Here is a 24,903-nt window from a genome sequence, read left to right as displayed (position 1 = left end):
GATGCATTGAACAAGTTATAGTTAGCATCAGGGGCCAAACAATCGGCCCCTGATTTTTACCACCAGAATCAACTGAGGAATCGAGAATGGCAACTGTAACTGCTGCTCTAGTAAAAGAACTGCGCGAGCGTACTGGCGCAGGTATGATGGAATGTAAAAAAGCGCTTGTAGAAGCAAACGCTGACATCGAACTAGCAATTGAAAACATGCGCAAAAGCGGCGCAGCTAAAGCAGCGAAAAAAGCAGGTAACATCGCAGCTGAAGGTACTATCCTAATTAAAGAAGCTGATGGTTTTGCAGCACTTCTAGAAGTGAACTGCCAAACTGACTTCGTAGCAAAAGACTCAAGCTTCCTAGCGTTCGCTAACGAAGTTCTAGCGGTTGCACTTGCTGAGCGTCTAGATATCGCAGCACTTCAAGCTAAATTTGAAGAAGCACGTATTGCTCTTGTTGCTAAAATTGGTGAAAACATCACTATCCGTCGCGTTCATTACATTGAAGGCGCTAAAGTAGGTTCATACCGCCATGGCGACCGTATCGGTGTTGTGGTTGCTGGTGAAGCGGATGAAGAGACCATCAAACACGTAGCAATGCACGTTGCTGCTGCAAAACCTGAGTACGTGAACCCTGAAGATGTACCAGCAGAAGTTGTGGCTAAAGAGCGTGAAATCCAAATCGAAATCGCAATGCAATCTGGCAAGCCAGCAGCAATTGCTGAGAAAATGGTTGAAGGCCGCATGACTAAGTTCACAGGTGAGGTATCACTTACTGGTCAAGCGTTCATCATGGATCCTTCTCAAACTGTTGGCGCAATGCTGAAAGCTAAAGGCGCAACCGTTACTAACTTCGTACGTCTAGAAGTTGGTGAAGGTATTGAGAAAGCTCAAGAACTTAGCTTCGCTGAAGAAGTTGCAATGGTTCAAAAAGGTTAATCCTAGCGATTTTGCCTAAAAAGAGACCGTAGCCAAGGCTGCGGTCTTTTTACGAATGGCATATTGAGACTAATTGTGATGATTTAGAATTCAGTATTCAGTTTTAAATCATGACTGTTAATTAACAACTCTCTATTTGGAAGGTAAGCTCCATGACTACGAACCCTAAACCAGCCTATCAACGTATCCTGTTAAAACTTAGCGGTGAAGCGCTACAAGGCGAAGAAGGTTTTGGTATTGATCCTGCGGTGTTAGATCGCATGGCACAGGAAGTAAAAGAACTGGTTGAACTGGGTGTTCAAGTGGGTGTTGTCATCGGCGGCGGTAACTTATTCCGTGGCGCAGGTCTTGCTGAAGCGGGCATGAACCGTGTTGTGGGCGACCACATGGGAATGCTGGCAACCGTAATGAATGGTTTGGCAATGCGTGATGCTTTGCACCGTGCTTATGTGAATGCGCGCGTGATGTCTGCCATTCCTCTTAAAGGTGTGTGTGACGATTACAATTGGGCCGATGCTATCAGCCAACTACGTCAAGGACGTGTTGTGATCTTCTCAGCGGGTACTGGTAACCCGTTCTTCACAACCGATTCTGCTGCCTGTTTGCGCGGTATTGAAATTGAAGCGGATGTGGTTCTAAAAGCGACAAAAGTAGATGGCGTATTTAGTGCAGACCCAGTGGCAAACCCAGACGCAGAACTGTATGATAAGCTGTCTTATACAACCGTGCTTGAAAAAGAGCTAAAAGTGATGGACTTGGCCGCGTTTACGCTAGCGCGTGACCATAAAATGCCAATCCGCGTATTTAATATGAACAAACCGGGCGCACTACGTCGCGTGGTAATGGGTGAAGCGGAAGGTACACTAATTAGCACCGCTGACTAATCACTCCAAAACAAAAAAACAAGTAGGTGATATTTGTGATTAACGAAATCAAGAAAGACGCTCAAGAGCGTATGGATAAGAGCGTAGATGCCCTGAAAAACAACCTTTCTAAGGTACGTACTGGTCGCGCTCACCCAAGTTTACTCTCCGGCATTTCTGTCGATTACTATGGTGCTTCGACACCGCTGAATCAAATCGCTAACGTTGTAGCTGAAGATGCACGTACTCTCGCGATCACTGTTTTTGATAAAGAGTTGACGCCAAAAGTTGAAAAAGCGATTTTGATGTCTGATTTGGGTCTAAACCCAATGTCTGCAGGTACGGTTATTCGTGTACCACTGCCACCACTGACCGAAGAACGTCGCCGTAATTTGGTGAAAATTGTTCGTGGTGAAGCCGAAGGTGGTCGCGTTGCAGTTCGCAACATTCGTCGTGATGCCAATGGCGACTTAAAAGCTCTACTGAAAGATAAAGAAATCTCTGAAGACGAAGATCATAAAGCGCAAGAAGAGATTCAAAAACTTACCGATGTAGCGATTAAGAGAATTGATGAAGTTCTTGCTGCAAAAGAAAAAGAGTTAATGGAAGTTTAATTCGCTCTTTTTAGCCTTTCTAAAACGCTGTGCTCACAGTGCAGCGTTTTTTTATGCTATTTTGCCCTATCAGTTTGGTAATCAATTAATTTCTTATGCAAAACTCATCCCTCTCATCTGATGTATTACCTCAGCACATCGCAATCATTATGGACGGAAATGGCCGTTGGGCTAAAGCGCAAGGTAAGCCTCGTGTATTTGGCCATAAGAATGGTGTAGCAGCGGTCCGAAGAACGATTTCCACTGCAGCGAAATTGGGTATTAAAGCCGTTACTCTGTTTGCCTTTAGTAGTGAAAATTGGCGGCGTCCGGAAGCTGAAGTAGGCGTGTTGATGGAGTTATTTATTACTGTGCTATCCACAGAAGTAAAAAAACTGCATAAGAACAATCTGCGTCTTAGAGTCATTGGTGATAAAACACGTTTTAGCTCACGCTTACAAACAAAAATCGCTCAGGCAGAAGAGTTAACCTCATCAAACAGTGGCATGGTCGTTAATATCGCCGCAAACTATGGCGGAAAATGGGATATCACAGAAGCAATGCGCTCTATCGCGGTCAAAGTGGCGAGCGGTGAGCTTTCTCCTGATCAGATTGACGAGACGCTGATTACACAGTCGCTAACGATGTCTGATATTCCTGAAGTGGATTTGCTCATTCGTACCAGCGGTGAATGTCGTATTAGTAATTTTATGTTGTGGCAATTGGCCTATGCAGAGATGTACTTTACGCCGATTTACTGGCCTGAGTTTGGTGAAGAAAGTTTAATTGAAGCAGTGACTTGGTTTGTTAACCGTGAACGCCGTTTTGGCTGCACAGGGGAACAGGTTAAGGCATTGATGGAACAGAAATAAAGGATCCATTAGTTTGAAGCAACGAATTATCACGGCGCTCATATTAGCTCCACTGGTGATGCTGGGCATTTTTGAACTGCCACTCCCCCTATTTATGGCCGTTTTGGCCCTTGTGGCGCTCGTCGGTGTATGGGAATGGACGCAGTTTATCGATTCGACATCTAGGTATCTGGCGCTGTTACCCGCCATTATCATTGGTGGAGCAAGTTACCTACTGATTTCCCCTGATGCCGTTAGCCTAGCCAACATGAACTCGAATCACTATGTGATATTAAGTGTTGGGGTGGCTTGGTGGCTGTTTTCTAGCTTTTTAGCTATTACCTATCCTAAATCCCGTCCATGGTGGGAAAAATCCAATCTACTTAGGCACCTTTTTGGTGTGCTTACGCTACTTCCTTTTTTCTGGAGCGTACTATTTTTACGCGCAGAAGCCTTTTTGAGTGAGCCATACCACGGTGCTAAGTTGGTGCTATTTGTCTGCTTAATTGTTTGGGCTGCAGACAGTGGCGCTTATTTTGCGGGCAAAAGTTTTGGTAAGCACAAAATGGCACCAGCAGTCAGTCCAAATAAAACCATTGAAGGGTTGATTGGTGGCATTATTACGGCATTGATTGTGGCGTGGTTTACTGCTGATTGGTTTGATATCCGGTTTACAAACACGCTGTCGATGGTCGGTATTACATTAGCGACGGTGATTATCTCTGTGCTCGGTGATCTGGTCGAAAGTATGTTTAAGCGCGTTTCAGGAATTAAAGACAGCAGTAATATTATTCCTGGGCATGGCGGCGTTTTGGATCGTATCGATAGCCTGACGGCTGCATTTCCTGTTTTTGCTCTACTGTATTTCATTTTCTAATGCTTGGGTTAAGCTGTCTTACCCCAATCTTAATTCACGGTTGTTGCTATGCGTAAGTTAACGATTCTCGGGGCCACAGGTTCAATTGGGGCAAGCACATTAAAAGTCGTGGCTCAAAATCCCGAACACTTTTCCGTTGTGGCTTTAGCCGCGGGAAATAATGTCAATAAAATGCGTGAGCTATGCCAGCGTTGGCAGCCAGTTTATGCGGTAATGGCAGACCAAAAGGCGGCGGATGAGCTTTTAGCTCAATTGCAGTCATTGAACTTAAAAACAACCGTATTATTTGGTGAAGACGCCATGTGCCACGTCGCCGCATTAGATGAGGTGGATACGGTGATGGCGGCGATTGTTGGTGCGGCAGGTTTGTTACCAACCATGGCCGCGGTAAAGGCGGGCAAGCGTGTTTTGCTGGCAAACAAAGAAGCCTTGGTGATGTCTGGCCAATTGTTTATTGATGCGGTCGAAAAACACGGTGCGGAATTGCTCCCTGTCGATAGCGAACATAACGCGATTTTTCAATGCTTACCCCCTGAAATTCAAGGCTCTTTGGGTCGCTGTGATTTACAAGAACATGGTGTGCAACATATTCTGCTCACGGGTTCTGGCGGCCCTTTTCGCTATAGTGATTTATCCTCGTTAGCTGATGTTTCACCACAGCAAGCGATTGCTCATCCTAACTGGTCGATGGGGCCGAAAATTTCGGTTGATTCCGCTACCATGATGAACAAAGGTTTGGAATATATTGAAGCTAAGTGGCTGTTTAATGCATCGAAACAGCAATTAAAAGTGTTAATCCACCCACAGTCGGTGATTCACTCTATGGTGCAGTACCGAGATGGTTCGGTGCTTGCGCAAATGGGGGAACCCGATATGTCCACGCCAATTGCTTTAACTCTCTCTTATCCAGAACGCATTACTGCGGGTGTTCCGGCACTGGATTTTACCAAATTAAGTAATTTGAGTTTTATGGATGTGGACTACGAGCGTTATCCTTGTTTGGGATTGGCGATTGATGCTTGCTATCAAGGGCAACATGCCACCACCTCTTTAAATGCAGCCAACGAAATAGCCGTTGAAGCTTTTTTAAATAAGCAAATTCGTTTTACCGATATCGCACAAGTTAATGAACGTGTATTGTCAAAAGTGTGTGCAGCACATACTCAGTTACATTGCTATGACTTGGAAAGCTTGTTAGAGCTCGATAGAATGGCGCGCACTATTGCCCAGCAAATCATACAAGAGCATTTATTATGAGTGGTATTTTGTGGAATTTCGTCTCTTTCATCATTGCGTTAGGTATATTGGTTGCTGTGCATGAATTTGGTCATTTTTGGGTAGCACGTCGCTGCGGAATTAAAGTCGAAAAATTTTCCATTGGCTTTGGTAAATCACTTTGGAGCCGAGTAGCCAAAGATGGCACCGAGTACAACCTCTCAATTATTCCTCTCGGCGGCTACGTTAAAATGCTCGATAGCCGTGTTGATGATGTTCCAACTGAATTAAAATCCTTAGCTTTTGACCAAAAACCATTGTGGAAACGTGTCGCTGTCGTGAGTGCTGGGCCTGCTTTTAACTTTTTCTTCGCCATTTTTGCCTATTGGCTTGTGTTCTTAATTGGTGTCCCAGCGGTAAAACCTGTGATTGGCGAAATTGCTCCGCAATCGATCGCCGCTCAAGCGGGTTTAGAGCCAGGAATGCAGATCAAAGCAGTCTCAGGAGTGAATACCTTAGATTGGGAATCGGTCAATATGGGGCTGATTAGCCATATTGGTGATGAACAATTAACGCTCACCGTCGGAACCAATAATGAAATTGGTGTGGATGAAATCAAAACATTAGATATCCGTTCTTGGAACTTTAACCCAGAAACAGAGTCTGCTATGGGAGCGTTGGGTTTTAAACCATTTGTCCCTGAAATATCGCTGACGCTAACCAATGTTTCTCAAGGCAGCGCCGGAGAGAAGGCCGGGTTAGAAGTTGGGGACACCTTGATCGAAGCCAACGGTGCGAAGATAAACCATTGGCAGCAAGTTGTGGAGTTGATACAAAGCCACCCCAATCAGCCAGTTTCATTGGTTGTTGTGCGTGATGAACAACGCTTGACTATCGAGCTTACGCCCGACGTTCGTGAGTTACCGCAAGGCAAAACGATAGGTTTTGCGGGAATCGCTCCTAAAGTCGCAGAATGGCCGGAAAGTTATCGATTTGAGCTGCAATATGGTGTATTTGAATCAGTCGGAAAAGCGGTTGAAAAAACACAGCAAGTGATCAACTTAACCGTCAGCATGTTGAAAAAACTGGTGGTCGGTGATGTGGGGTTGAATAATCTGAGTGGGCCGATTTCGATTGCCAAAGGAGCAGGAACTACCGCTGACTATGGTTTGGTCTATTTCTTGGGTTTTCTGGCTCTGATTAGTGTCAACTTAGGCATTATCAATCTAGTACCACTGCCAATGTTAGATGGCGGACACTTACTGTTTTTTGCAATTGAAGCCGTTATTCGTCGTCCTGTCCCAGAGAAGATTCAAGAAATGGGATACCGAATTGGTGGGGCGATCATCTTTTCTTTGATGGCTGTGGCAATATTTAATGATTTTAGTCGCCTGTGATTTGTAACCATTAGGCAGAAGTTGTAGCAAGGAATAACAAGAATAAATATGGCAATGAAACAGATCCTTTTCGCGACACTATTGGCAACCAGCCTCTCAGCACATAGTGCCGAGAATTTCGTAGTGCAGGATATTCAAATTGAAGGGCTTCAACGCGTTGCGCTCGGCGCTGCATTGCTTAAAATGCCCGTTCGAATTGGTGATACCGTTGATGCACAAGATGTCGCGAATATTATCAAAGCACTTTACACTTCGGGCAACTTTGAAGACATCAAAGTATTACGAGACAACAACGTTCTGATCGTTCAGGTTAAAGAACGTCCAACCATTGCAAGTGTTTCCTTCTCTGGAAATAAAGCGATCAAAGAAGAGCAGTTGCAGCAGAATCTTGATGCATCCAATATCCGCATCGGTGAAGCGCTCGATCGTACGACCTTGAGCAACATTGAAAAGGGGTTGGAAGATTTTTACTACAGCGTGGGTAAGTACAACGCGACCGTAAAAGCGGTGGTGACACCTTTACCTCGCAACCGTGCTGACCTTAAATTTGTGTTCAGTGAAGGGGTTTCTGCGAAAATCCAGCAAATCAACTTTATTGGCAATGAAGTGTTTAGTGACCAAGATTTACTGTCACGCTTCAATTTGAATGTCGATGTTGCGTGGTGGAATTTCCTCTCTGATGATAAATACCAAAAGCAGGTCTTAGCCGCTGATATTGAAGCTTTGCGCTCTTTCTACCTCGACCGTGGCTACTTAAAGTTTCAAGTCGATTCCACGCAAGTTGCTATTTCTCCTGATAAAAAAGGCGTTTATATCACTTTAGGCATTAGCGAAGGTCAGCCTTATAAAATCAAAGACGTTAAATTTCGCGGAGAGCTGATTGGCAAAGAGGCTGAATTTACCGCTTTGATCCCGTTTGAAGCCGAGGAAACCTATAACGGCTCACTGGTGACCAAGCTTGAAGAAGATGTAAAACGAGTATTGGGTGAAGCTGGCTATGCCTATCCTCAAGTTCGAACCATCCCAGAATTTAATGATGAAACGCAAGAAGTTTCCTTGGTTGTTCATGTGGAAGCGGGTAAGCGTATCTATGTCCGTGATATTCGCTTTGTCGGTAATAACTCAACCAAAGATGAAGTTTTGCGCCGCGAAATGCGTCAAATGGAAGGCAGTTGGCTGAGCTCTAAAGCGATTGATACGGGTAAGAGCCGTTTGAACCGTCTTGGCTTCTTTGAAACAGTGGATGTGCAAACCGTACGTGTACCTGGCAGTGAAGACCAAGTCGATCTGGTGTACAACGTGAAAGAGGCCAACTCAGGTAGTGTTAACTTTGGTGTCGGTTATGGTACAGAATCAGGCGTGAGTTTTCAGGTTGGTTTACAGCAAGACAACTTCATTGGTTCAGGTAATCGAGTTGGCATCAATGCCATGATGAACGACTATCAAAAGAACATCAGTTTAGATTACCGTGATCCCTATTGGAACCTTGATGGTGTCAGTTTGGGTGGTAAGATTTTCTATAACCAGTTTGAGGCTTCTGAAGCTGGTATTGTTGATTATACCAATGAAAGTTACGGCACAAGTTTAACGTGGGGTTTCCCATTTGACGAATTAAACCGTTTTGACCTCGGTATCGGTTACACGCACAACAAGATCGGTAATATCGATGAGTATGTGCAAGTTAGTCAATTCTTACAGTCTCAAGCAAGTAACCGTAGCGATGATGGCAGTTTGATCACCAATGACTTTGACGTCAACATCTCATGGACGCGCAATAATTTAAACCGAACCATTTTCCCAACGGCGGGGAATCACCAACGCGCTTTCTACAAGATGACCGTGCCGGGCTCAGACGTAAAGTATTTCAAAGCGCAGTACGATGTTCGCCAGTATTTCCCATTAACCAAAAAACATGAGTTTTCAATCTTGCTAAGAGGACGCTTAGGGTATGGTAATGGTTACGGGAAAACGGATGGTAACGATAACTTGTTCCCATTCTATGAAAACTATTATGCAGGTGGCTTTACCACTTTGCGTGGTTTTGGATCTAACTCGGCTGGACCGAAAGCGATTTATAACGATGCGACAGGCTGTAATGGCAATAATGGTGGCAACAACCGCTGCTATAGCGCAACAGATGACTCTGTCGGTGGTAACGCGGTCGCGCTAGCCAGTGTAGAGCTGATTGTACCGACGCCATTTGCCTCTGATGAAACTCGTAGCCAAATTCGCACCAGCATCTTCTTCGATATGGCCAGCGTTTGGGATACAGAGTTCGATTACAAAGATGGGAAACTCGGTTATGGTGATCAGTATTATTACGATTACTCAGATCCAATGAATTACCGTTCCTCTTATGGTGCGGCACTACAGTGGATGTCACCTATGGGGCCATTGGTATTTTCAATTGCCAAACCTATTAAAATTTATGAAGGTGATAATGAAGAGTTCTTCACTTTCACGATCGGCAGAACATTCTAATTAGAGGACAGTATTTTGAAAAAAGCGATTCAAGCGGCAGGATTGGGCCTAGTTGTACTGAGTTCATCATTTTTTGCGCAAGCCGCTGAGGCGGCGCAGAAAGTAGGTTACATTAATACCGCGCAAGTATTCCAAGCATTACCTCAACGAGAAGTTGTGCTGCAAAAATTACAAGAAGAGTTTAAAGATAAAGGGGCAGAGCTACAGTCAATTCAAGCTGAAGCAAAAACCAAAATTGAAAAACTTAAACGTGATGGCGAACTGCTAGGTCAAGATGAGATCGAGAAGCTGCGTATTGAAATTGGTCAATTAGACAGCAAGTACAAAATCAAAGCGCAAGCGTTAGAGCAAGCCTCAGCGCGTCGTGAGAGTGAAGAGAAGCAAAAACTCTTCATGGTGATTCAAGACGCTGTGAAGAAAGTTGCGGAAAAAGAAGGTTATGACATCGTTGTTGACGTGCAAGCTATGCAATATGGTAAGCCGGACTACAACCTATCAGAGAAAGTAATTAAACAACTAAAATAATATTATTATGGCAAAACTGACTTTAGCCGAATTGGCAACCATCACTGGGGGAGAGCTGTTTGGTGATGGCTCTGCGACAGTTTCCGCTGTCGCACCTATGGATAAGGCGCAGGAAGGTTACGTAACTTTCCTCTCTAATCCCAAATATAACAAACACCTTGGTCAATGCCGCGCAACGGTGATTATGGTCAAGGCTAGTGAACGTGAATTGTGTACAACCAATGTATTGGTCGTCGCTGATCCATACGTTGCTTTTGCAAAGGTGGCGCAAGCGCTGGACACGACACCGCGACCTGCGAGTGGTATCAGCTCTTCTGCGGTTGTTGCACCGGATGCCCAGCTAGGGCAGAACGTTTCTATTGGTGCAAACGCGGTCATTGAGACGGGCGTGCAACTGGGCGATAACGTCTCCATTGGTGCCGGCTGTTTCATCGGTAAAAACGCCAAAATTGGCGCTAACACCCAGTTGTGGGCAAATGTCAGCGTTTACCACGAAGTGGAAATTGGCTCGGCGTGCCTTATTCAGTCAGGTGCTGTGATTGGTTCTGATGGTTTTGGCTATGCCAATGAGAAAGGTGAGTGGATTAAAATTCCGCAAATTGGCACAGTCCGGATCGGTAATCGAGTTGAAATCGGTGCCTGCACGACAATTGATCGTGGCGCATTAGATGACACGATTATTGAAGATAACGTCATTCTCGATAACCAATTACAGATAGCACATAACGTCTGTATTGGCTATGGCACTGCAATTGCTGGCGGTACCATCATTGCTGGCAGCACCCACATAGGTAAATATTGCATTATTGGTGGTGGTACTGTCATCAATGGCCATATCGAGATTGTCGATGGGGTCACTATTACTGGCATGGGGATGGTGATGCGTAGCATCACCGAGAAAGGCATGTTCTCTTCTGGTATTCCGTTGCAACCGAACAAAGAATGGCGTAAAACTGCCGCTCGCGTTCACCGTATCGAAGATATGCACAAGCGACTTAAAGCACTTGAAAAGTACTTAGAGCAGGAAGCGGAATCCTAATTCTACTTTTTCCCGATTAGGCTCGCCAATTGCGAGTCTTTTTCGTCTATAATGCCAAATAATTTTTGAAAGTTTTACTGTATAGGAATATGACTTTGACGACTGAAACGAAAACGATGCACATCACTGAAATTCAGAGGCTGCTTCCTCACCGTTACCCATTTCTGTTGATTGACCGTGTAATTGACTTTGAAGAAGGCAAATACCTTGTTGGCTTGAAAAATGTGTCAGTTAATGAACCTCAGTTCACTGGTCATTTTCCGCAGTTACCTATTTTTCCAGGTGTACTGATTTTAGAAGCAATGGCACAAGCAACGGGCCTACTAGCATTCAAAACCTTTGGTGCACCGAAAGATAACGAATTGTATTACTTTGCTAGTATTGATAATGCGAAGTTTCGTAAACCTGTAGGTCCTGGCGACCAACTGATCATCGAAGTGCAGTTCATTAAAGAGCGTCGTGGTATTGCGTTGTTTAATGGCGTAGCGAAAGTTGATGGTGAGGTTGTGTGTTCAGCTGAAATGAAATGTGCTCGTAGAGAGTTTTAATATGATTCATGAAACTGCACAAATCCACCCAAGTGCGGTGGTTGAAGATGGCGCTATCATCGGAGCTAACGTCACTGTTGGTCCATTTACTTACATCACCTCTGGGGTAAGCATTGGCCAAGGTACGGAAGTGATGTCGCATGTGGTCATCAAAGGAAACACCGTCATTGGTGAAGAGAACCGTATTTTCCCTCACGCCGTCATTGGCGAAGAGAACCAAGATAAGAAGTATGGTGGTGAAGATACGCGAGTCGTCATTGGTGATCGCAATGTTATTCGTGAAGCGGTGCAAATTCACCGTGGTACTATGCAAGATAAAACACAAACAGTTGTTGGCAACGACAACCTATTGTGTGTGAATGCCCATATTGCGCACGATGTGATTGTTGGTAATCATACGCACATTGGTAACAACGCAATTCTTGGCGGCCATGTGACGGTCGGTGATTATGCTGGTGTTATGGCGTTATCGGCGATTCATCCTTTCTGTAGCGTTGGTGCTTATGCCTATATCGGTGGTTGTTCTGCTGTGGTGCAAGATGTCCCTGCTTACGTGTTAGCACAAGGTAACCATGCTTCACCATTTGGCCTTAACCTTGTTGGTTTGAAGCGAAATGGTTTTGAAAAAGCTGAAATTCGCGCGTTACAAAAAGCGTATAAAGAGATTTACCGATCAGGTAAAACGCAAGCAGAAGTCTTACCTATATTGGTTGAGATGGCGAAAGAGTACCCATCGATTCAGCGTTTTACTGATTTACTAGAAAAAACTGAACGTGGCATTATTCGTTAGCTCGCCACTGAGTTTTGATTAATATCCGAAGATCGCTACTTGTTTAGCGATCTTTTGTCTTTTTGACGCCGCATAACGGCTGAGCGGATTCTGTTAGGAAACGATATGCACTCACATGAAAATCCCCTAAGAATCGGTATTGTTGCCGGAGAGCTTTCTGGCGATACATTAGGAGAAGGCTTCATTCAAGCCATCAAGCAGCAATACCCCAATGCACAATTTGTCGGTATTGGCGGCCCTAAAATGATTGCTCAAGGTTGTGAATCTTTATTTGATATGGAAGAGCTAGCCGTGATGGGTCTGGTTGAGGTGCTTGGCCGCTTACCGCGTTTACTGAAAGTTAAAGCGCAGTTGGTGAAGTATTTTAAAGCCAATCCGCCGGATGTGTTTGTTGGTATTGATGCACCAGATTTTAATTTACGACTAGAGCTTGATCTCAAAAAAGCGGGCATCAAAACCGTCCACTATGTGAGCCCATCTGTATGGGCATGGCGTCCCAAACGTATTTTTAAAATCGATGCGGCGACCGATCTAGTGTTGGCATTTCTTCCGTTTGAAAAAGCGTTTTACGACAAGTATCAGGTTGCGTGCGAATTTGTCGGCCATACACTGGCCGATGCCATTCCACTGCAACCCGATAAAATTGCCGCTCGTGAACTGTTGAAATTAGAGACAGATAAACAGTGGCTGGCTGTGCTACCCGGTAGCCGAGGGGGAGAAGTCGGTTTAATTGCCAAGCCATTTATTGAAACATGTCGACAAATCAAACAGAAATACCCTGATATTGGTTTTGTGGTAGCTGCCGTCAATCCCAAACGTAAACAGCAGTTTGAAACCATTTGGCAGGAGATCGCCCCAGAGCTCGATTTTGTTATTATTGAAGACACCGCGCGTAATGTCATCACGGCTGCAGATGCTGTGCTGCTTGCCTCTGGCACAGTCGCACTGGAATGCATGTTGCTCAAACGGCCGATGGTGGTGGGATACAAAGTGAACTGGCTTACCGGATGGTTGGTTCAGAAGCTTGCGATAACCGAATTTGTTTCACTGCCCAATATTTTAGCCGGAGAAGAACTGGTTCCTGAGTTCATTCTTGATGAATGCGACCCGCAACATCTGTTTCCTGCGGTCGATAGCATGCTTAGCCGTGATAATTCCTCTTTAATTGAACGTTTTACTGAAATGCATCACTGGATCCGCAAAGGCGCCGATCAACAAGCTGCCAAAGCGGTTTTAAGCTTGATTAACCGTTAACGATAAAAAAAGAGCGATTGAAAAATAACGAGAGGAAAATAGACAAGATGGCAGAACAAACACTGACTCCTTTTGAATACCCTAAGGGCTATGTTTTGATTGCAGGAGTGGATGAAGTTGGTCGAGGTCCATTAGTGGGCGACGTAGTGACTGCCGCAGTAATCTTGGATCCGAATAATCCGATTGAAGGTTTAGCAGACTCGAAAAAGTTATCAGAAAAAAAACGCCTAGCGCTTTTTCCTGAAATTCAACAAAAGGCGCTCGCTTGGTCTGTTGGCCGCTGTTCACCAGCTGAAATTGATGAGCTTAATATTCTTCAAGCGACTATGGTGGCGATGCAACGCGCGATTGCAGGTCTAGCGATTCAACCTGATTTGGCTTTAATTGATGGCAACCGTGTCCCACAATTACCGATGCATGGTATCGCAGTCGTCAAGGGTGATATGCGTGTGGCGCAAATCAGCGCCGCCTCAATCATTGCTAAAGTGGTACGCGATAAAGAGATGGAAGCGCTCGATAAATTGTACCCACAATTTGGCTTTGCTCAACATAAGGGCTATCCAACTAAAGCGCATTTTGCCGCGATCGAACAACATGGCGTCATCGCAGAGCACCGTAAAAGCTTTAAGCCAGTGAAACGCGTGCTGGGAATTGACTAATTGCGGGTGTCAGCCACGAGCAGATTCGCGTAGAATAACCGCCAAATCTTGTACCAAACCTAGCATCTAGGATTTTATTGCATGCCAGAACCAAAGTTTGTCCACCTTCGTGTCCACAGCGACTTTTCTATGATCGATGGCTTGTCCAAAGTGCCACCGCTTGTGAAAAAAGTGGCCGAGATGGGGATGCCTGCCGTAGCGTTGACCGACTTCACGAACTTATGTGGTTTGGTCAAATTTTATGGTACCGCTCATAACTGTGGGGTAAAGCCGATTATCGGTGCAGATTTTGTCATGCAATCCGAGGAGTTTGGTGATGAGCTCACCAAGCTGACGGTTCTAGCGAGTGATAATGTTGGTTACAAAAATCTGACCTTACTGCTCTCCGATGCTTATCTACGCGGTCATGTGCAACACCTACCTGTGATTGATAAAGCGTGGCTAGTGAAATATGCAGAAGGCTTGATTGTGCTTTCGGGTGGAAAAAGTGGTGAAATAGGCAAAGCACTGCTTAAAGGTAATCAGGCGTTAGTCGATAAATGTGTCGAGTTTTATCAAACTCATTTTGTCGATCGTTTTTACCTTGAATTGACTCGCACAGGGCGAGCCGACGAAGAGAGCTATCTGCACTTTGCTCTAGAATTGGCTGAAAATAACGATCTGCCCGTCGTTGCAACCAATGAAGTGGTGTTTCTCAGCGAAGAGTTTTTTGAAGCGCATGAAATTCGAGTAGCGATTCATGATGGCTACACCATGGAAGATCCTCGTCGGCCAAAAAATTACAGCCCACAGCAATATTTGCGCACCGAAGCGGAAATGTGTGAGCTGTTTGCCGACATTCCTGAAGCGCTGCAAAACAGTGTTGAGATTGCCAAACGGTGTAATGTTACCGTCCGTTTGGGGGAATATTTCTTGCCCGCCTTCCCAACGGAAGGAATGAAAGAAACCGAATACTTGGTGATGAAATCACAAGAAGGCCTTGAAGAGCGTCTTGAATTTCTGTTCCCCGATCCTGATGTTCGCGCACAACGTCGCCCTGAATATGATGAACGGCTGCAAATTGAGCTCGAAGTGATTAATAACATGGGATTCCCCGGTTATTTCTTGATTGTGATGGAGTTCATCCAGTGGTCAAAAGATAACGATATTCCGGTGGGACCGGGGCGCGGATCGGGTGCGGGTTCATTGGTGGCTTACGCGCTCAAAATTACCGATTTAGATCCACTACAATATGATTTACTTTTCGAACGTTTCTTGAACCCAGAACGGGTCTCAATGCCCGATTTTGACGTCGATTTCTGTATGGATAAACGTGACCAAGTTATTGATCACGTTGCTGAAATGTATGGTCGTGATGCGGTATCACAGATCATCACCTTTGGTACTATGGCTGCCAAAGCGGTCATTCGTGACGTGGGACGCGTGCTTGGTCATCCGTTTGGATTTGTCGACCGCATTTCAAAGCTTATTCCACTAGATCCAGGAATGACACTCGAAAAGGCGTTTAAGGCTGAACCCGCGTTACCTGAGCTGTACAACAATGACGAAGACGTCAAAGAGCTGATTGATAAGTGCCGAATTCTAGAAGGTTGCACGCGTAACGCCGGTAAGCATGCGGGTGGGGTGGTGATCTCCCCAACCACAATTACCGACTTTTCGCCGATTTATGCGGATGCTGAAGGGCATTTCCCCGTCACTCAATTTGATAAGAACGATGTTGAAACCGCAGGCTTGGTCAAGTTTGACTTCTTAGGTCTACGCACCTTAACCATTATCGATTGGGCACTAGGGCTGATTAACCCGCGCTTACAACGAGAAGGCAAAGAGCCCGTTCGTATTGAAGCTATCCCGTTAGAAGACCCAGTTTCATTTCGTGTATTGCAAAATTCTGAAACCACCGCGGTATTCCAGTTAGAATCGCGCGGCATGAAAGATCTGATCAAACGTCTCCAGCCAGACTGCTTCGAAGATATCATTGCACTAGTGGCCCTGTTTCGCCCAGGGCCTTTGCAATCGGGTATGGTGGATAACTTTATCGACCGTAAACATGGCCGAGAGGCGATCTCCTACCCAGATGAAAAATGGCAACATGAGTCATTAAAAGAAATTCTAGACCCAACCTACGGCATCATCTTGTACCAAGAGCAAGTGATGCAGATCGCCCAAGTCCTAGCCGGATACACATTAGGCGGCGCGGATATGCTGCGCCGTGCGATGGGTAAGAAAAAGCCAGAAGAGATGGCCAAGCAGCGGGCGATTTTTGAAGAAGGTTCGATAAAAAACGGCGTGGATGGCGAATTGTCGATGAAAATCTTCGACTTAGTAGAAAAATTCGCCGGTTACGGGTTTAACAAATCGCACTCTGCGGCTTATGCTCTGGTTTCTTATCAAACCTTATGGTTAAAAACCCACTACCCAGCCGAATTTATGGCGGCAGTAATGACGGCCGACATGGACAACACCGAAAAGGTGGTTGGCTTAGTGGATGAATGTTTACGCATGAATCTTAAAGTGTTACCACCGGATATTAACGCCGGCTTGTACCGCTTTAACGTCGATGAAAATGGCGCGATTGTCTATGGTATTGGTGCGATCAAAGGTGTGGGTGAAGGGCCGATTGAAGCGATTTTAGAAGCGCGCACAGCCGGCGGCTATTTTAAAGATTTGTTTGATTTTTGCGCCAGAATTGATCTGAAAAAAGTCAATAAGCGTGTGATTGAAAAGCTTATTTATGCGGGTGCTTTGGATCGTTTAGGCCCACACCGTGCTGCTATGATGGCCTCATTAAATGATGCTGTGAAAGCGGCCAGCCAATTCCACCAAGCTGAAGCCTTTGGTCAGGTTGATATGTTTGGTGTATTGACTGATGCGCCAGAAGAAGTAGAACATAAATATACGCAAGTCCCCGAGTGGCCTGAGAAAGTTTGGCTTGAAGGTGAGCGTGATACATTGGGCCTTTATTTGACCGGGCATCCAATAAACGCACATATTAAGGAACTTGCGAAGTACACCAGTTGTCGACTAAAAGATGCTACTCCAACACGACGCGATCAATCTGTGACCTTAGCGGGGTTGGTGATTGCTGCCAAAGTGATGACCACCAAGCGTGGTACGCGGATTGGCATCATGACGTTAGATGATCGTTCTGGGCGCATGGAAGTGATGTTATTCTCTGATGCGTTAGAGCGGTATGCAGAGCTGTTAGAAAAAGATAGAATTTTAGTGATTTCTGGACAGGTCAGCTTTGATGACTTCAATGGTGGCCTTAAAATGTCGGCGCGCGAAGTCATGGACTTGGACAGTGCGCGTGAAAAATATGCCCGTGGTTTGTCAATATCGATTGAACAATCACAGATAGACAGCCAGTTTTTTGAGCGCTTTAGTCAGATCTTAGAGCCTCACCGAGCAGGGACTATACCTGTCAATGTATACTACCAACGCGCAGAGGCGAGAGTGCGACTCACTCTTGGTACGCAGTGGCGTGTAACCCCAAGTGATACATTGTTAGACGAATTGAAACAGCTACTTGGCAAAGATCAGGTAGAACTCGAATTTAACTAAAATTTGGCGTCAAATATGTTGAACGCTGAGTATAAAAGGATCGGTAGATGAGCCTAAATTTTCTAGAATTTGAAAAACCAATTGCTGAACTTGAGGCTAAAATTCAGGCGCTACGCGACGTGTCTCGCCATGGTGGTGATAAGTCCGTTGATCTCGACAAAGAGATCGAACAGCTAGAAAAGAAAAGCTTAGAGCTTAAGAAGAAAATCTTTGGTGATTTAGGGGCATGGCAAGTAGCTCAATTGGCACGCCATCCACAACGCCCTTACACGCTTGATTACATCAACCATGTCTTTACTGAGTTTGACGAGTTGGCTGGTGATCGCGCTTTTGCTGATGACAAAGCGATTGTCGGCGGCATTGCTCGTTTAGAGGGACGTCCGGTGATGGTGATTGGTCACCAAAAAGGACGTGAAACGAGAGAGAAAGTAAGACGTAACTTCGGAATGCCAAAACCAGAAGGTTATCGTAAAGCACTGCGTTTAATGAAAATGGCTGAACGTTTTGGCATGCCTATTATTACCTTCATTGATACCGCAGGTGCTTATCCTGGTGTTGGCGCTGAAGAACGTGGCCAATCTGAAGCGATTGCTACAAACCTAAAAGTGATGTCAGGCTTGAAAGTGCCTGTAATTTGTAATGTTGTTGGTGAAGGTGGCTCTGGTGGTGCTTTGGCGATTGGCGTGGGTGACTACGTGAACATGCTGCAATATTCCACTTACGCGGTAATTTCGCCAGAAGGGTGTGCTTCAATCTTGTGGCGAGATTCAGATAAAGCGCCGCAAGCGGCTGAAGCTATGGGCTTAGTCGCTCCTCGCTTAAAAGAGCTTGAGCTGATTGATGAAATTATCGAAGAACCATTAGGTGGCGCGCATCGCGATCCAATACAAATGGCCGCCAACATGAAAGCAACACTGCTAAAACAGCTTGCTGATTTAGAGCCGCTGAATGAAGAAGCATTATTGGCTCGTCGTTATCAACGTTTGATGAACTACGGCTACTGCTAAATAGCAGAGCGGACAATAAATAAAAAGGGTTGGATTCTGTCCAGCCCTTTTTTATCAGCCCGATTTCAAGGCTGGTTTGCTTGGCGCGTTTCAAGGTAAACTGGCATCAATTCCTCTTAGCACTGAAAACCCATGTCTGAACTTTATTCGCTATTTTCACACGTTATCAATCGTCATCGCTTAGCAAGCAGCCAATTAGTCTTGGGTTTTAGTGGTGGCATGGACTCGCGGGTGATGCTTGAACTATTGGCGCAATATCGTGACGAAACCTCCTGTGAGTGCTGCGCTGTTTATGTTCATCATGGATTAAGTCAACATGCCGATGAGTGGGCCAAACAGTGCCAGCGCTGGGCCCAACACGCCGCGATCCCTTTTTTTATTGAACGGGTGCAACTCGATACCGCTAGCGGTGAAAGTGTGGAGTCATTGGCGCGTACGGCGCGTTACCAAGTTTTAGCGAAATACATTAACACTGACGATTTGTTGCTAACTGGACAGCATAGCGATGATCAGATCGAGACATTTTTGCTCGCGTTAAAGCGTGGTAGTGGACCCAAAGGACTCTCTTCGATGGCACAAGCGATGCCATTTGGCGCGGGGAAAATCGTCCGTCCTTTGCTTGCGGCGACTCGCGTACAGATCGAAAGCTTTGCCGTAACCCAGAATTTGGATTGGGTCGAGGACGAAAGCAACCAAGATACCCGTTTTGATCGTAATTTTATCCGCCATCACATCACGCCAGTTCTTACGCAGCGCTGGCCGCATATTCACCAAGCGGTTGCTCGTAGTGCGACATTGTGTGCTCAGCAGCAGGTGTTGCTTGAAGAGCTGCTACAAGAGGCAATGCAAGAGGCAAAAATGCCTGATGGTAGTTTATCAATTACCGCGCTTTCTCATCGCAGCGAATTAGCACGCTATCAATTGCTAAGAATGTGGCTTGCTCAATTGGGGGAGCCAATGCCGACTCAAGAACATTTAGCGATGATTTGGCAACAAGTGGCGTCTGCGCGTATTGATGCGAATCCTCGGCTTAAACTAGGGCAAAGTGAGATCCGCCGTTTTGACCAAAAGCTATATTGCATCCAAACTTATCAAGACATTTCAGATTGGCAGGCGATGATTGTGCCCGATCAATCATTAACCTTGCCTGATGGACTAGGAAATCTGAGGTTATCGTCTCATGGTGCTAGCAAGGAAATAGCCTTGCCTGATGATTGCCATCAATTAAGCGTTACGTTTAATCCTGAAGGGCTGGCAGCATGTCCTGTCGGACGAGTGGGAAGTCGAAAGCTAAAAAAATTGTTCCAAGAGCATGGCGTGCCGAGTTGGTTACGACGAAGAACGCCAATATTGATGCATCGGAATCAAGTGGTTGCGATTGCAAATTTATTTGTTGATCGTGACTTCAGTGGGCAAGATTGTGAACTCATCTGGGACAAATGAACGCTTTTCATGCAAAATTCGTATAAAACATACCATGAATATGGACATAAAGGTGGAGCAATGAAAAAAGTCGCGATTGGAATAGTTATGGGTTTTACGTTGTTAGCGGGAAGTGCGTTTGCTGGAGACCCAGCCGCAGGGCAAGCCAAAGCGGCTATCTGCGCGGCGTGTCACGGCGCAGACGGGATAGCCCTTATTCCGGGATATCCAAATCTAAAAGGGCAAAATGAGCAATACCTTATCTCATCAGTTAAAGCCTACAAGAATAAAGAGCGTAATGGTGGTTTAGCCGTCGTAATGCAAGCGCAAGCGGCAATGCTCAGTGATGCCGATATTGAAAACTTAGCGGCCTATTTCGCAAGTCTTAAGTAAATGGCAGTGAACGGGTTTCAATCAGCCCAGGCGTTGCTTGGGCTTTTTATTGATTGTTTTTTTTTGCTAGCAGATAATGCCACCAATTGACGAAAGTGTAAGGGATGAACATGAAAAAAATCGAAGCCATTATTAAGCCATTTAAACTTGATGACGTCCGCGAAGCGTTAGCTGAAGTCGGGATCACGGGTATGACTGTTTCTGAAGTAAAAGGATTTGGTCGTCAGAAAGGGCATACTGAATTGTACCGTGGCGCTGAGTACATGGTGGATTTCTTACCTAAAGTGAAGCTTGAAATTGTAGTGACTGACGATGTCGCTGATCGCTGCGTTGACACCATTATTGAGACGGCGCAAACGGGAAAAATTGGTGATGGTAAAATTTTCATTACTAATATTGAACGAGTGGTACGAATTCGTACCGGTGAAGAAGACGAAGACGCTATTTAGCCGTACACCGAGAAGAAGGGAGCCAATGGCTCCTTTTTTGTCTCTTTATTAATACATCCCTACCAATTTTGTTGAACGTTATGAAAAGAAAATATCTGCTTGTTTTGCCGCTGTTGCTGATTACCGCGGCTGTGATTAGTTTTTTCTCTATTTTTACTATTCCTTCAACGCCGCAATTGTTGACTATTGATGGGAAAAACGCTTCATCTCCACTGATTTGTTACGATAATCCAAACGCTCGCGCAATTGATGTGCGTGGTCAGCTTAATGTACTGGTTTGGAATATCTATAAACAAAATAGAGCAACATGGCAAAGTGAGCTGGATAAATTCAGCCAAGATGCCCAATTGATGTTGCTACAAGAAGCGAGCATGAGCTTGTCATTGAAAGAGTGGATCAGCCAAAAGCAGTGGGGAGGGACACAAGCGGATGCTTTTCGTGTTTTTGGTGAATCAGCCGGAGTGTTAAATCTTGGCAGGCAGATGCCAGTATTAGCGTGTGCTTACACCGAATTAGAGCCTTGGTTACGCTTACCCAAATCGGCGATTTACGCCCTGTATCGTTTAAGTGATGGTCAGACTCTGGCGGTTGTAAACCTGCATGCAGTGAACTTTACCTATGGAACGCAAGAGTATACCAATCAGTTGGAAGCGCTACTCGTTCAATTAAAAACACATCAAGGGCCAGTGATTGTCGGTGGCGATTTTAATAGCTGGAGTCAAGCAAGAATGGACACATTAACCGCTGCATTAAATCGTGTGGGTTTGAAGGAAGTGTTGTTCGAACCCGATCACCGTGTTCAGTTTGTGACGGGCTTGGTGCTTGATCATCTTTTTTATCGTGGTTTAACACTGCTCAATGCAAAAGCGCCCGTAACGGACGCTTCTGATCATAACCCACTATTGGCGAGTTTTAGTTTATAACCACTTTCTAGCTGATGGCGATGTACAGCGCCCAAATCAGGTAATAGCCAATCCAAGGCAGCGCCGAAATCACCAGAGCTTGGCCGCGTTCAAGCTCTGTCCATGCACCCACCGCCGCGTAGCCAAGTACGATGTACCAAGGCAAAAGCAGTGGGAAGGAGCTGGCAAATTGAGACCAATCATTAGTCAGTGGCAACTTAATTAGGCCATTTAAACTGTTAAGGTCAGCAGCGTAAGTCATCACGTGGCCATGTTTGAGTAATAAGCTCGCGTAACTGGCGAGATCACCCAACACGGCTGGGAAAGTGATGACAGCACTTGCGGCAAACCAACGCCAGAAACCGTGCTGATGTTGGCTCTGCTTGGTCGCCAAATTGAACCACAATGCCAACATGAAAATCGTTAGCGTGCGGCCTACCACATCGCTGATAATTTCGCTGGCCATCAAGGTGTTGGCATCTAACATTTCAAGCTGAGCGGGGTTGATCATAGCCAACTGCGCCGAGAGCCCAGCTTTTAACCATTCAAGGTTAACCACGTCAAAATAAGCCCCCCAAAATAGAAAGGGACTCAGGATTAAAAAGAGATAAGGTTGCCAACCCCACATGCCGCGTTGATAAAGGGCTAAAAAACAAGACGTGGGGGAACGGAAAATATCCACCAACATGATTAACGGGTTACTGGAAGGATTCATACACTGACCTTAGTGACATCGACGTAGAGCTTGAGTTTTTGACCCGGCTTTAAGTACTTTTGGTTTGCAAGCTCGTTCCATTTTACAATGTCGAGGCTTTTGACTTTAAACTTATTAGCGATGGCGCTGAGTGTATCGCCGCTACGCACTTGATAAAAGACGGTGCGAATGATGGCACCCTCACTGCTATTTTTCCAAATGACCAGTTTTTGGCCAATCTTCAACGTGTCTCTTGGCCCCATACCGTTCCATTTTGCTAAGGACTGATGGGAAACATTGTGCTGTTTGGCAATGCTCCATAAGCTATCACCTTTGGCTACCGTATGAGACAGCTTATACTGACCACGGGCCATCGCTTGCGTTTTTGCCAAGCGGTTACTGGCACTGAGTGCGTATGCTTTTTCGTCTTTTACGGATGTTGGGATCATTAAATACTGCTCAACGCGAATGACGTTGCCATTGAGATTGTTGGCCGTCTGAATCACTTTGCTGGTGGTATTGTGCTGTTGAGCAATCACACTCAAGCTATCGCCGGATTTTACCTTGTAGCGTACTAACTTCATCCCCTTACCGCGATTCTCTTCAACTTTCTGAGCAAAGCGTTCCACTTTATCTACTGGGATAAGCAGTTGATGAGGTCCCGTCGGCGAGGTCGCCCATTGATTGTAAGCTGGGTTGTAACTTTGCAACTCTTTCACGCTCATTCCGGCGTAATTGGCGGCAATGGCAAGATCAAGCTGTTCTTGAGGGTCGACTAACGTTAACACTGGTTTGTTAGCGATTGCTGGGATTTCAATGCCATATTTTTCTTGATTGGCAACAATATCGGCCAGTGCGAGTAATTTAGGGACGTAGCCTGTGGTTTCATCGGGTAAGTCGAGTGAGAAAAAGTCGGTTGGTTTACCAGCCTTGTGATTTTTACGAATCGCGCTAGAGATCCGCCCACCACCGCTGTTATAGGCGGCAATCGCATGGCTCCAATCACCATCAAAACGCTTATTTAATGCAGTGAGATAATCCAAAGCCGCATCGGTGGCGGCGTCTACATCTCGTCTTCCGTCATACCAAAAATTTTGCTCTAGGCCATACATCTCTCCCGTACTCGGCACAAATTGCCACAGCCCCGCAGCGCTACCGTGTGAGTAGGCAAAGGCATCAAACGAGCTTTCAACAATAGGTAAGAGTGCTAACTCAAGTGGTAAGCCGCGCTGCTCAATTTTCTCAGTGATAAGGTAAAGAAATGGCTTTGCTCGCTCGGCAACAGTTTGTAGGTGATTAGGGTGTTTAAGATACCAAGTTCGATAATAATTCACTGATTTATGATCTGGGATATCCATCGACAACTGCATTGCGATGCGCTGCCATACGTCCGCTTGCTCTTGTGGCGTGATCACTTTCGGCGTTGTCTTTTTTGCAGATGACGACTTTTGTTTAGCCATCTCTTTTTGTGTCTGAATCTGAGGGCTATTTGCCTCTTTGGCATTTGGCGCTGTTGTTTGGTCTGTTGGCTGAGTGATTTGGCACCCCGCTAACAAGAGCACCATCACCCAGCTAAATTGAAATCGCATCTATCTCAGCCCTTTGACTTAATGGCTGCTGATAATACTTGGCACTTTATTGCTATGACAAGCAGCAAATCGTCAAAATTCGTTCTTCCACTCACGTAACGCGGTAAAAATTGATAGAGGATCGGTTTGTTGAGTACGATTCGCGACGGATTTCATCACACTCTCTTGCTGGGTCCGCAAAAATGGATTGATCCATTTTTCTTGGCGGATCGTGGTCGGTAATGTCGATTTCTGCTGGGCTCGGAGCCGGTTGACGGTATCTCGATACTGTTGAAGTTGGTCATTATCGGGCTCAACGGCTAAAGCAAATGCGACGTTACTTGCGGTATATTCGTGCGCGCAATAGACCTCAGTCTCTTCTGGCAATGCGGCAAGTTTACACAGTGACGTAAACATTTGCTCCATTGTGCCCTCAAAAACACGGCCACACCCTGCGGAGAACAGTACATCGCCACAAAACAGTTTATTGTCACCGACATAGCCAATGTGACCTTTTGTGTGTCCTGCGAGATCAAGCACCATAAAGATTTCATCGAATAGTTCTAGCTGATCGCCAGCTTCAACCGCGTGCGTTAAGGTAGGAATAGGTTCATGAGCGGGACCAACAACGTTAATGCTGGGAAACTGGCGAACCAGTTCTGCAACACCACCAATGTGATCATGGTGATGGTGGGTAATTAATATTGCTTCGAGCGTTAATTGATGCTTCGAGAGGTACTCAAGCACTGGTGCTGCATCACCGGGATCGACCACAGCACAACGCTGATCGCTATTTTGGATCAGCCAGATGTAATTATCATTAAATACGGGTATGCTTTTGATCTGTAACATGAGTATCTCCAATCACCGAGGTGAAATAGGT

23 protein-coding genes are annotated in these 24,903 nt (G+C 45.6%); 20 read left to right on the top strand and 3 right to left on the bottom strand.

The genetic code is table 11. The annotated features are described in order from the left end of the window. Window positions 1–86: 86 nt before the first annotated feature. The 20 genes from tsf to AACU59_RS12110 all read left to right on the top strand — a co-directional run bounded on the left by tsf (window position 87) and on the right by AACU59_RS12110 (window position 21,779). Window positions 87–932 carry a translation elongation factor Ts gene (gene tsf, locus AACU59_RS12205; RefSeq protein ID WP_013856205.1) on the top strand — a complete coding sequence of 282 codons (846 nt, stop codon included), beginning with the start codon at window positions 87–89 and terminating at the stop codon, window positions 930–932. Window positions 933–1,084: 152 nt separating this feature from the next. Then, window positions 1,085–1,816, top strand: a complete 732-nt coding sequence (gene pyrH, locus AACU59_RS12200) for a UMP kinase (protein ID WP_010320123.1) — start codon at window positions 1,085–1,087, stop codon at window positions 1,814–1,816. 35 nt (window positions 1,817–1,851) lie between these two features. Further along, window positions 1,852–2,409 (top strand): ribosome recycling factor, encoded by a 558-nt coding sequence (gene frr / locus AACU59_RS12195; RefSeq protein WP_010320122.1) that lies wholly within the window; start codon window positions 1,852–1,854, stop codon window positions 2,407–2,409. Window positions 2,410–2,504: 95 nt separating this feature from the next. Beyond that, window positions 2,505–3,260: an isoprenyl transferase gene (locus AACU59_RS12190; RefSeq protein ID WP_013856207.1), complete on the top strand. Its 756-nt coding sequence runs from the start codon at window positions 2,505–2,507 to the stop codon at window positions 3,258–3,260. 13 nt (window positions 3,261–3,273) lie between these two features. Next, window positions 3,274–4,116: a phosphatidate cytidylyltransferase gene (locus tag AACU59_RS12185; protein ID WP_017047317.1), complete on the top strand. Its 843-nt coding sequence runs from the start codon at window positions 3,274–3,276 to the stop codon at window positions 4,114–4,116. 48 nt (window positions 4,117–4,164) lie between these two features. Beyond that, window positions 4,165–5,373 (top strand): 1-deoxy-D-xylulose-5-phosphate reductoisomerase, encoded by a 1,209-nt coding sequence (gene ispC, locus AACU59_RS12180; protein WP_094145214.1) that lies wholly within the window; start codon window positions 4,165–4,167, stop codon window positions 5,371–5,373. Continuing rightward, window positions 5,370–6,728, top strand: a complete 1,359-nt coding sequence (gene rseP, locus AACU59_RS12175; protein WP_094145213.1) for a sigma E protease regulator RseP — start codon at window positions 5,370–5,372, stop codon at window positions 6,726–6,728. Before ispC ends, rseP begins: the two co-directional genes overlap by 4 nt. Window positions 6,729–6,776: 48 nt before the next feature. Continuing rightward, window positions 6,777–9,209, top strand: coding sequence for an outer membrane protein assembly factor BamA (bamA, locus tag AACU59_RS12170; protein WP_094145212.1), 2,433 nt, complete (start codon window positions 6,777–6,779; stop codon window positions 9,207–9,209). Between the two features lie 15 nt (window positions 9,210–9,224). Next, entirely contained in the window at window positions 9,225–9,734 is a 510-nt protein-coding gene (locus AACU59_RS12165; protein WP_013856212.1) for an OmpH family outer membrane protein, read from the top strand. Window positions 9,735–9,741: 7 nt separating this feature from the next. Next, the gene (gene lpxD, locus AACU59_RS12160) at window positions 9,742–10,773 is read left to right on the top strand and encodes a UDP-3-O-(3-hydroxymyristoyl)glucosamine N-acyltransferase (RefSeq protein WP_094145211.1); all 1,032 of its coding nucleotides are present in this window, start codon (window positions 9,742–9,744) and stop codon (window positions 10,771–10,773) included. 116 nt (window positions 10,774–10,889) lie between these two features. Beyond that, window positions 10,890–11,321: a 3-hydroxyacyl-ACP dehydratase FabZ gene (gene fabZ, locus AACU59_RS12155; protein ID WP_026027636.1), complete on the top strand. Its 432-nt coding sequence runs from the start codon at window positions 10,890–10,892 to the stop codon at window positions 11,319–11,321. A gap of 1 nt (window position 11,322) precedes the next feature. Then, window positions 11,323–12,111, top strand: coding sequence for an acyl-ACP--UDP-N-acetylglucosamine O-acyltransferase (lpxA, locus tag AACU59_RS12150; RefSeq protein WP_010320113.1), 789 nt, complete (start codon window positions 11,323–11,325; stop codon window positions 12,109–12,111). Between the two features lie 105 nt (window positions 12,112–12,216). Beyond that, a complete protein-coding gene (lpxB, locus tag AACU59_RS12145) occupies window positions 12,217–13,365 on the top strand; it encodes a lipid-A-disaccharide synthase (protein WP_013856216.1) in 1,149 nt (382 codons plus the stop codon). A gap of 17 nt (window positions 13,366–13,382) precedes the next feature. After that, window positions 13,383–14,024 carry a ribonuclease HII gene (rnhB, locus tag AACU59_RS12140; protein ID WP_013856217.1) on the top strand — a complete coding sequence of 214 codons (642 nt, stop codon included), beginning with the start codon at window positions 13,383–13,385 and terminating at the stop codon, window positions 14,022–14,024. A gap of 81 nt (window positions 14,025–14,105) precedes the next feature. Further along, window positions 14,106–17,585: a DNA polymerase III subunit alpha gene (dnaE, locus tag AACU59_RS12135; RefSeq protein WP_094145210.1), complete on the top strand. Its 3,480-nt coding sequence runs from the start codon at window positions 14,106–14,108 to the stop codon at window positions 17,583–17,585. Window positions 17,586–17,632: 47 nt separating this feature from the next. Continuing rightward, a complete protein-coding gene (accA, locus tag AACU59_RS12130) occupies window positions 17,633–18,592 on the top strand; it encodes an acetyl-CoA carboxylase carboxyl transferase subunit alpha (protein ID WP_013856219.1) in 960 nt (319 codons plus the stop codon). Between the two features lie 132 nt (window positions 18,593–18,724). Next, window positions 18,725–20,035, top strand: coding sequence for a tRNA lysidine(34) synthetase TilS (tilS, locus tag AACU59_RS12125; protein ID WP_094145209.1), 1,311 nt, complete (start codon window positions 18,725–18,727; stop codon window positions 20,033–20,035). A 60-nt stretch (window positions 20,036–20,095) separates the two neighbouring features. Beyond that, a complete protein-coding gene (locus tag AACU59_RS12120) occupies window positions 20,096–20,407 on the top strand; it encodes a c-type cytochrome (protein WP_026027913.1) in 312 nt (103 codons plus the stop codon). Between the two features lie 110 nt (window positions 20,408–20,517). After that, on the top strand, window positions 20,518–20,856 hold the full coding sequence (gene glnB / locus AACU59_RS12115) for a nitrogen regulatory protein P-II (protein ID WP_010320105.1): 339 nt from the start codon (window positions 20,518–20,520) through the stop codon (window positions 20,854–20,856). Window positions 20,857–20,936: 80 nt separating this feature from the next. Continuing rightward, window positions 20,937–21,779: an endonuclease/exonuclease/phosphatase family protein gene (locus AACU59_RS12110; protein ID WP_202598849.1), complete on the top strand. Its 843-nt coding sequence runs from the start codon at window positions 20,937–20,939 to the stop codon at window positions 21,777–21,779. Window positions 21,780–21,786: 7 nt separating this feature from the next. On the opposite strand, the gene AACU59_RS12105 is transcribed toward AACU59_RS12110, so the two are convergent. The 3 genes from AACU59_RS12105 to gloB form a co-directional block, all read right to left on the bottom strand. Further along, window positions 21,787–22,473, bottom strand: coding sequence for a YIP1 family protein (locus AACU59_RS12105; RefSeq protein ID WP_013856224.1), 687 nt, complete (start codon window positions 22,471–22,473; stop codon window positions 21,787–21,789). After that, on the bottom strand, window positions 22,470–24,041 hold the full coding sequence (locus tag AACU59_RS12100; RefSeq protein WP_094145001.1) for a lytic transglycosylase: 1,572 nt from the start codon (window positions 24,039–24,041) through the stop codon (window positions 22,470–22,472). Before AACU59_RS12100 ends, AACU59_RS12105 begins: the two co-directional genes overlap by 4 nt. Window positions 24,042–24,113: 72 nt before the next feature. Continuing rightward, on the bottom strand, window positions 24,114–24,872 hold the full coding sequence (gloB, locus tag AACU59_RS12095; protein WP_094132459.1) for a hydroxyacylglutathione hydrolase: 759 nt from the start codon (window positions 24,870–24,872) through the stop codon (window positions 24,114–24,116). Window positions 24,873–24,903: the final 31 nt, after the last annotated feature.

Origin of the sequence: Vibrio sp. V23_P3S9T160 (assembly GCF_963886625.1) — a bacterium.
GTDB lineage: Bacteria > Pseudomonadota > Gammaproteobacteria > Enterobacterales > Vibrionaceae > Vibrio > Vibrio anguillarum.
Note: the sequence above shows the minus strand (reverse complement) of the source record. Positions and strands in the feature narration are given on the sequence as shown.

Bases quoted from the DNA above. Each gene is read 5' to 3' on its own strand.
- tsf (WP_013856205.1), top strand. From the start codon at position 87: ATGGCAACTGTAACTGCTGCTCTAGTAAAAGAACTGCGCGAGCGTACT.
- pyrH (WP_010320123.1), top strand. From the start codon at position 1,085: ATGACTACGAACCCTAAACCAGCCTATCAACGTATCCTGTTAAAACTT.
- AACU59_RS12190 (WP_013856207.1), top strand. From the start codon at position 2,505: ATGCAAAACTCATCCCTCTCATCTGATGTATTACCTCAGCACATCGCA.
- ispC (WP_094145214.1), top strand. From the start codon at position 4,165: ATGCGTAAGTTAACGATTCTCGGGGCCACAGGTTCAATTGGGGCAAGC.
- rseP (WP_094145213.1), top strand. From the start codon at position 5,370: ATGAGTGGTATTTTGTGGAATTTCGTCTCTTTCATCATTGCGTTAGGT.
- bamA (WP_094145212.1), top strand. From the start codon at position 6,777: ATGGCAATGAAACAGATCCTTTTCGCGACACTATTGGCAACCAGCCTC.
- lpxD (WP_094145211.1), top strand. From the start codon at position 9,742: ATGGCAAAACTGACTTTAGCCGAATTGGCAACCATCACTGGGGGAGAG.
- fabZ (WP_026027636.1), top strand. From the start codon at position 10,890: ATGCACATCACTGAAATTCAGAGGCTGCTTCCTCACCGTTACCCATTT.
- lpxA (WP_010320113.1), top strand. From the start codon at position 11,323: ATGATTCATGAAACTGCACAAATCCACCCAAGTGCGGTGGTTGAAGAT.
- lpxB (WP_013856216.1), top strand. From the start codon at position 12,217: ATGCACTCACATGAAAATCCCCTAAGAATCGGTATTGTTGCCGGAGAG.
- dnaE (WP_094145210.1), top strand. From the start codon at position 14,106: ATGCCAGAACCAAAGTTTGTCCACCTTCGTGTCCACAGCGACTTTTCT.
- accA (WP_013856219.1), top strand. From the start codon at position 17,633: ATGAGCCTAAATTTTCTAGAATTTGAAAAACCAATTGCTGAACTTGAG.
- tilS (WP_094145209.1), top strand. From the start codon at position 18,725: ATGTCTGAACTTTATTCGCTATTTTCACACGTTATCAATCGTCATCGC.
- AACU59_RS12120 (WP_026027913.1), top strand. From the start codon at position 20,096: ATGAAAAAAGTCGCGATTGGAATAGTTATGGGTTTTACGTTGTTAGCG.
- glnB (WP_010320105.1), top strand. From the start codon at position 20,518: ATGAAAAAAATCGAAGCCATTATTAAGCCATTTAAACTTGATGACGTC.
- AACU59_RS12110 (WP_202598849.1), top strand. From the start codon at position 20,937: ATGAAAAGAAAATATCTGCTTGTTTTGCCGCTGTTGCTGATTACCGCG.
- AACU59_RS12105 (WP_013856224.1), bottom strand. From the start codon at position 22,473: ATGAATCCTTCCAGTAACCCGTTAATCATGTTGGTGGATATTTTCCGT.
- AACU59_RS12100 (WP_094145001.1), bottom strand. From the start codon at position 24,041: ATGCGATTTCAATTTAGCTGGGTGATGGTGCTCTTGTTAGCGGGGTGC.
- gloB (WP_094132459.1), bottom strand. From the start codon at position 24,872: ATGTTACAGATCAAAAGCATACCCGTATTTAATGATAATTACATCTGG.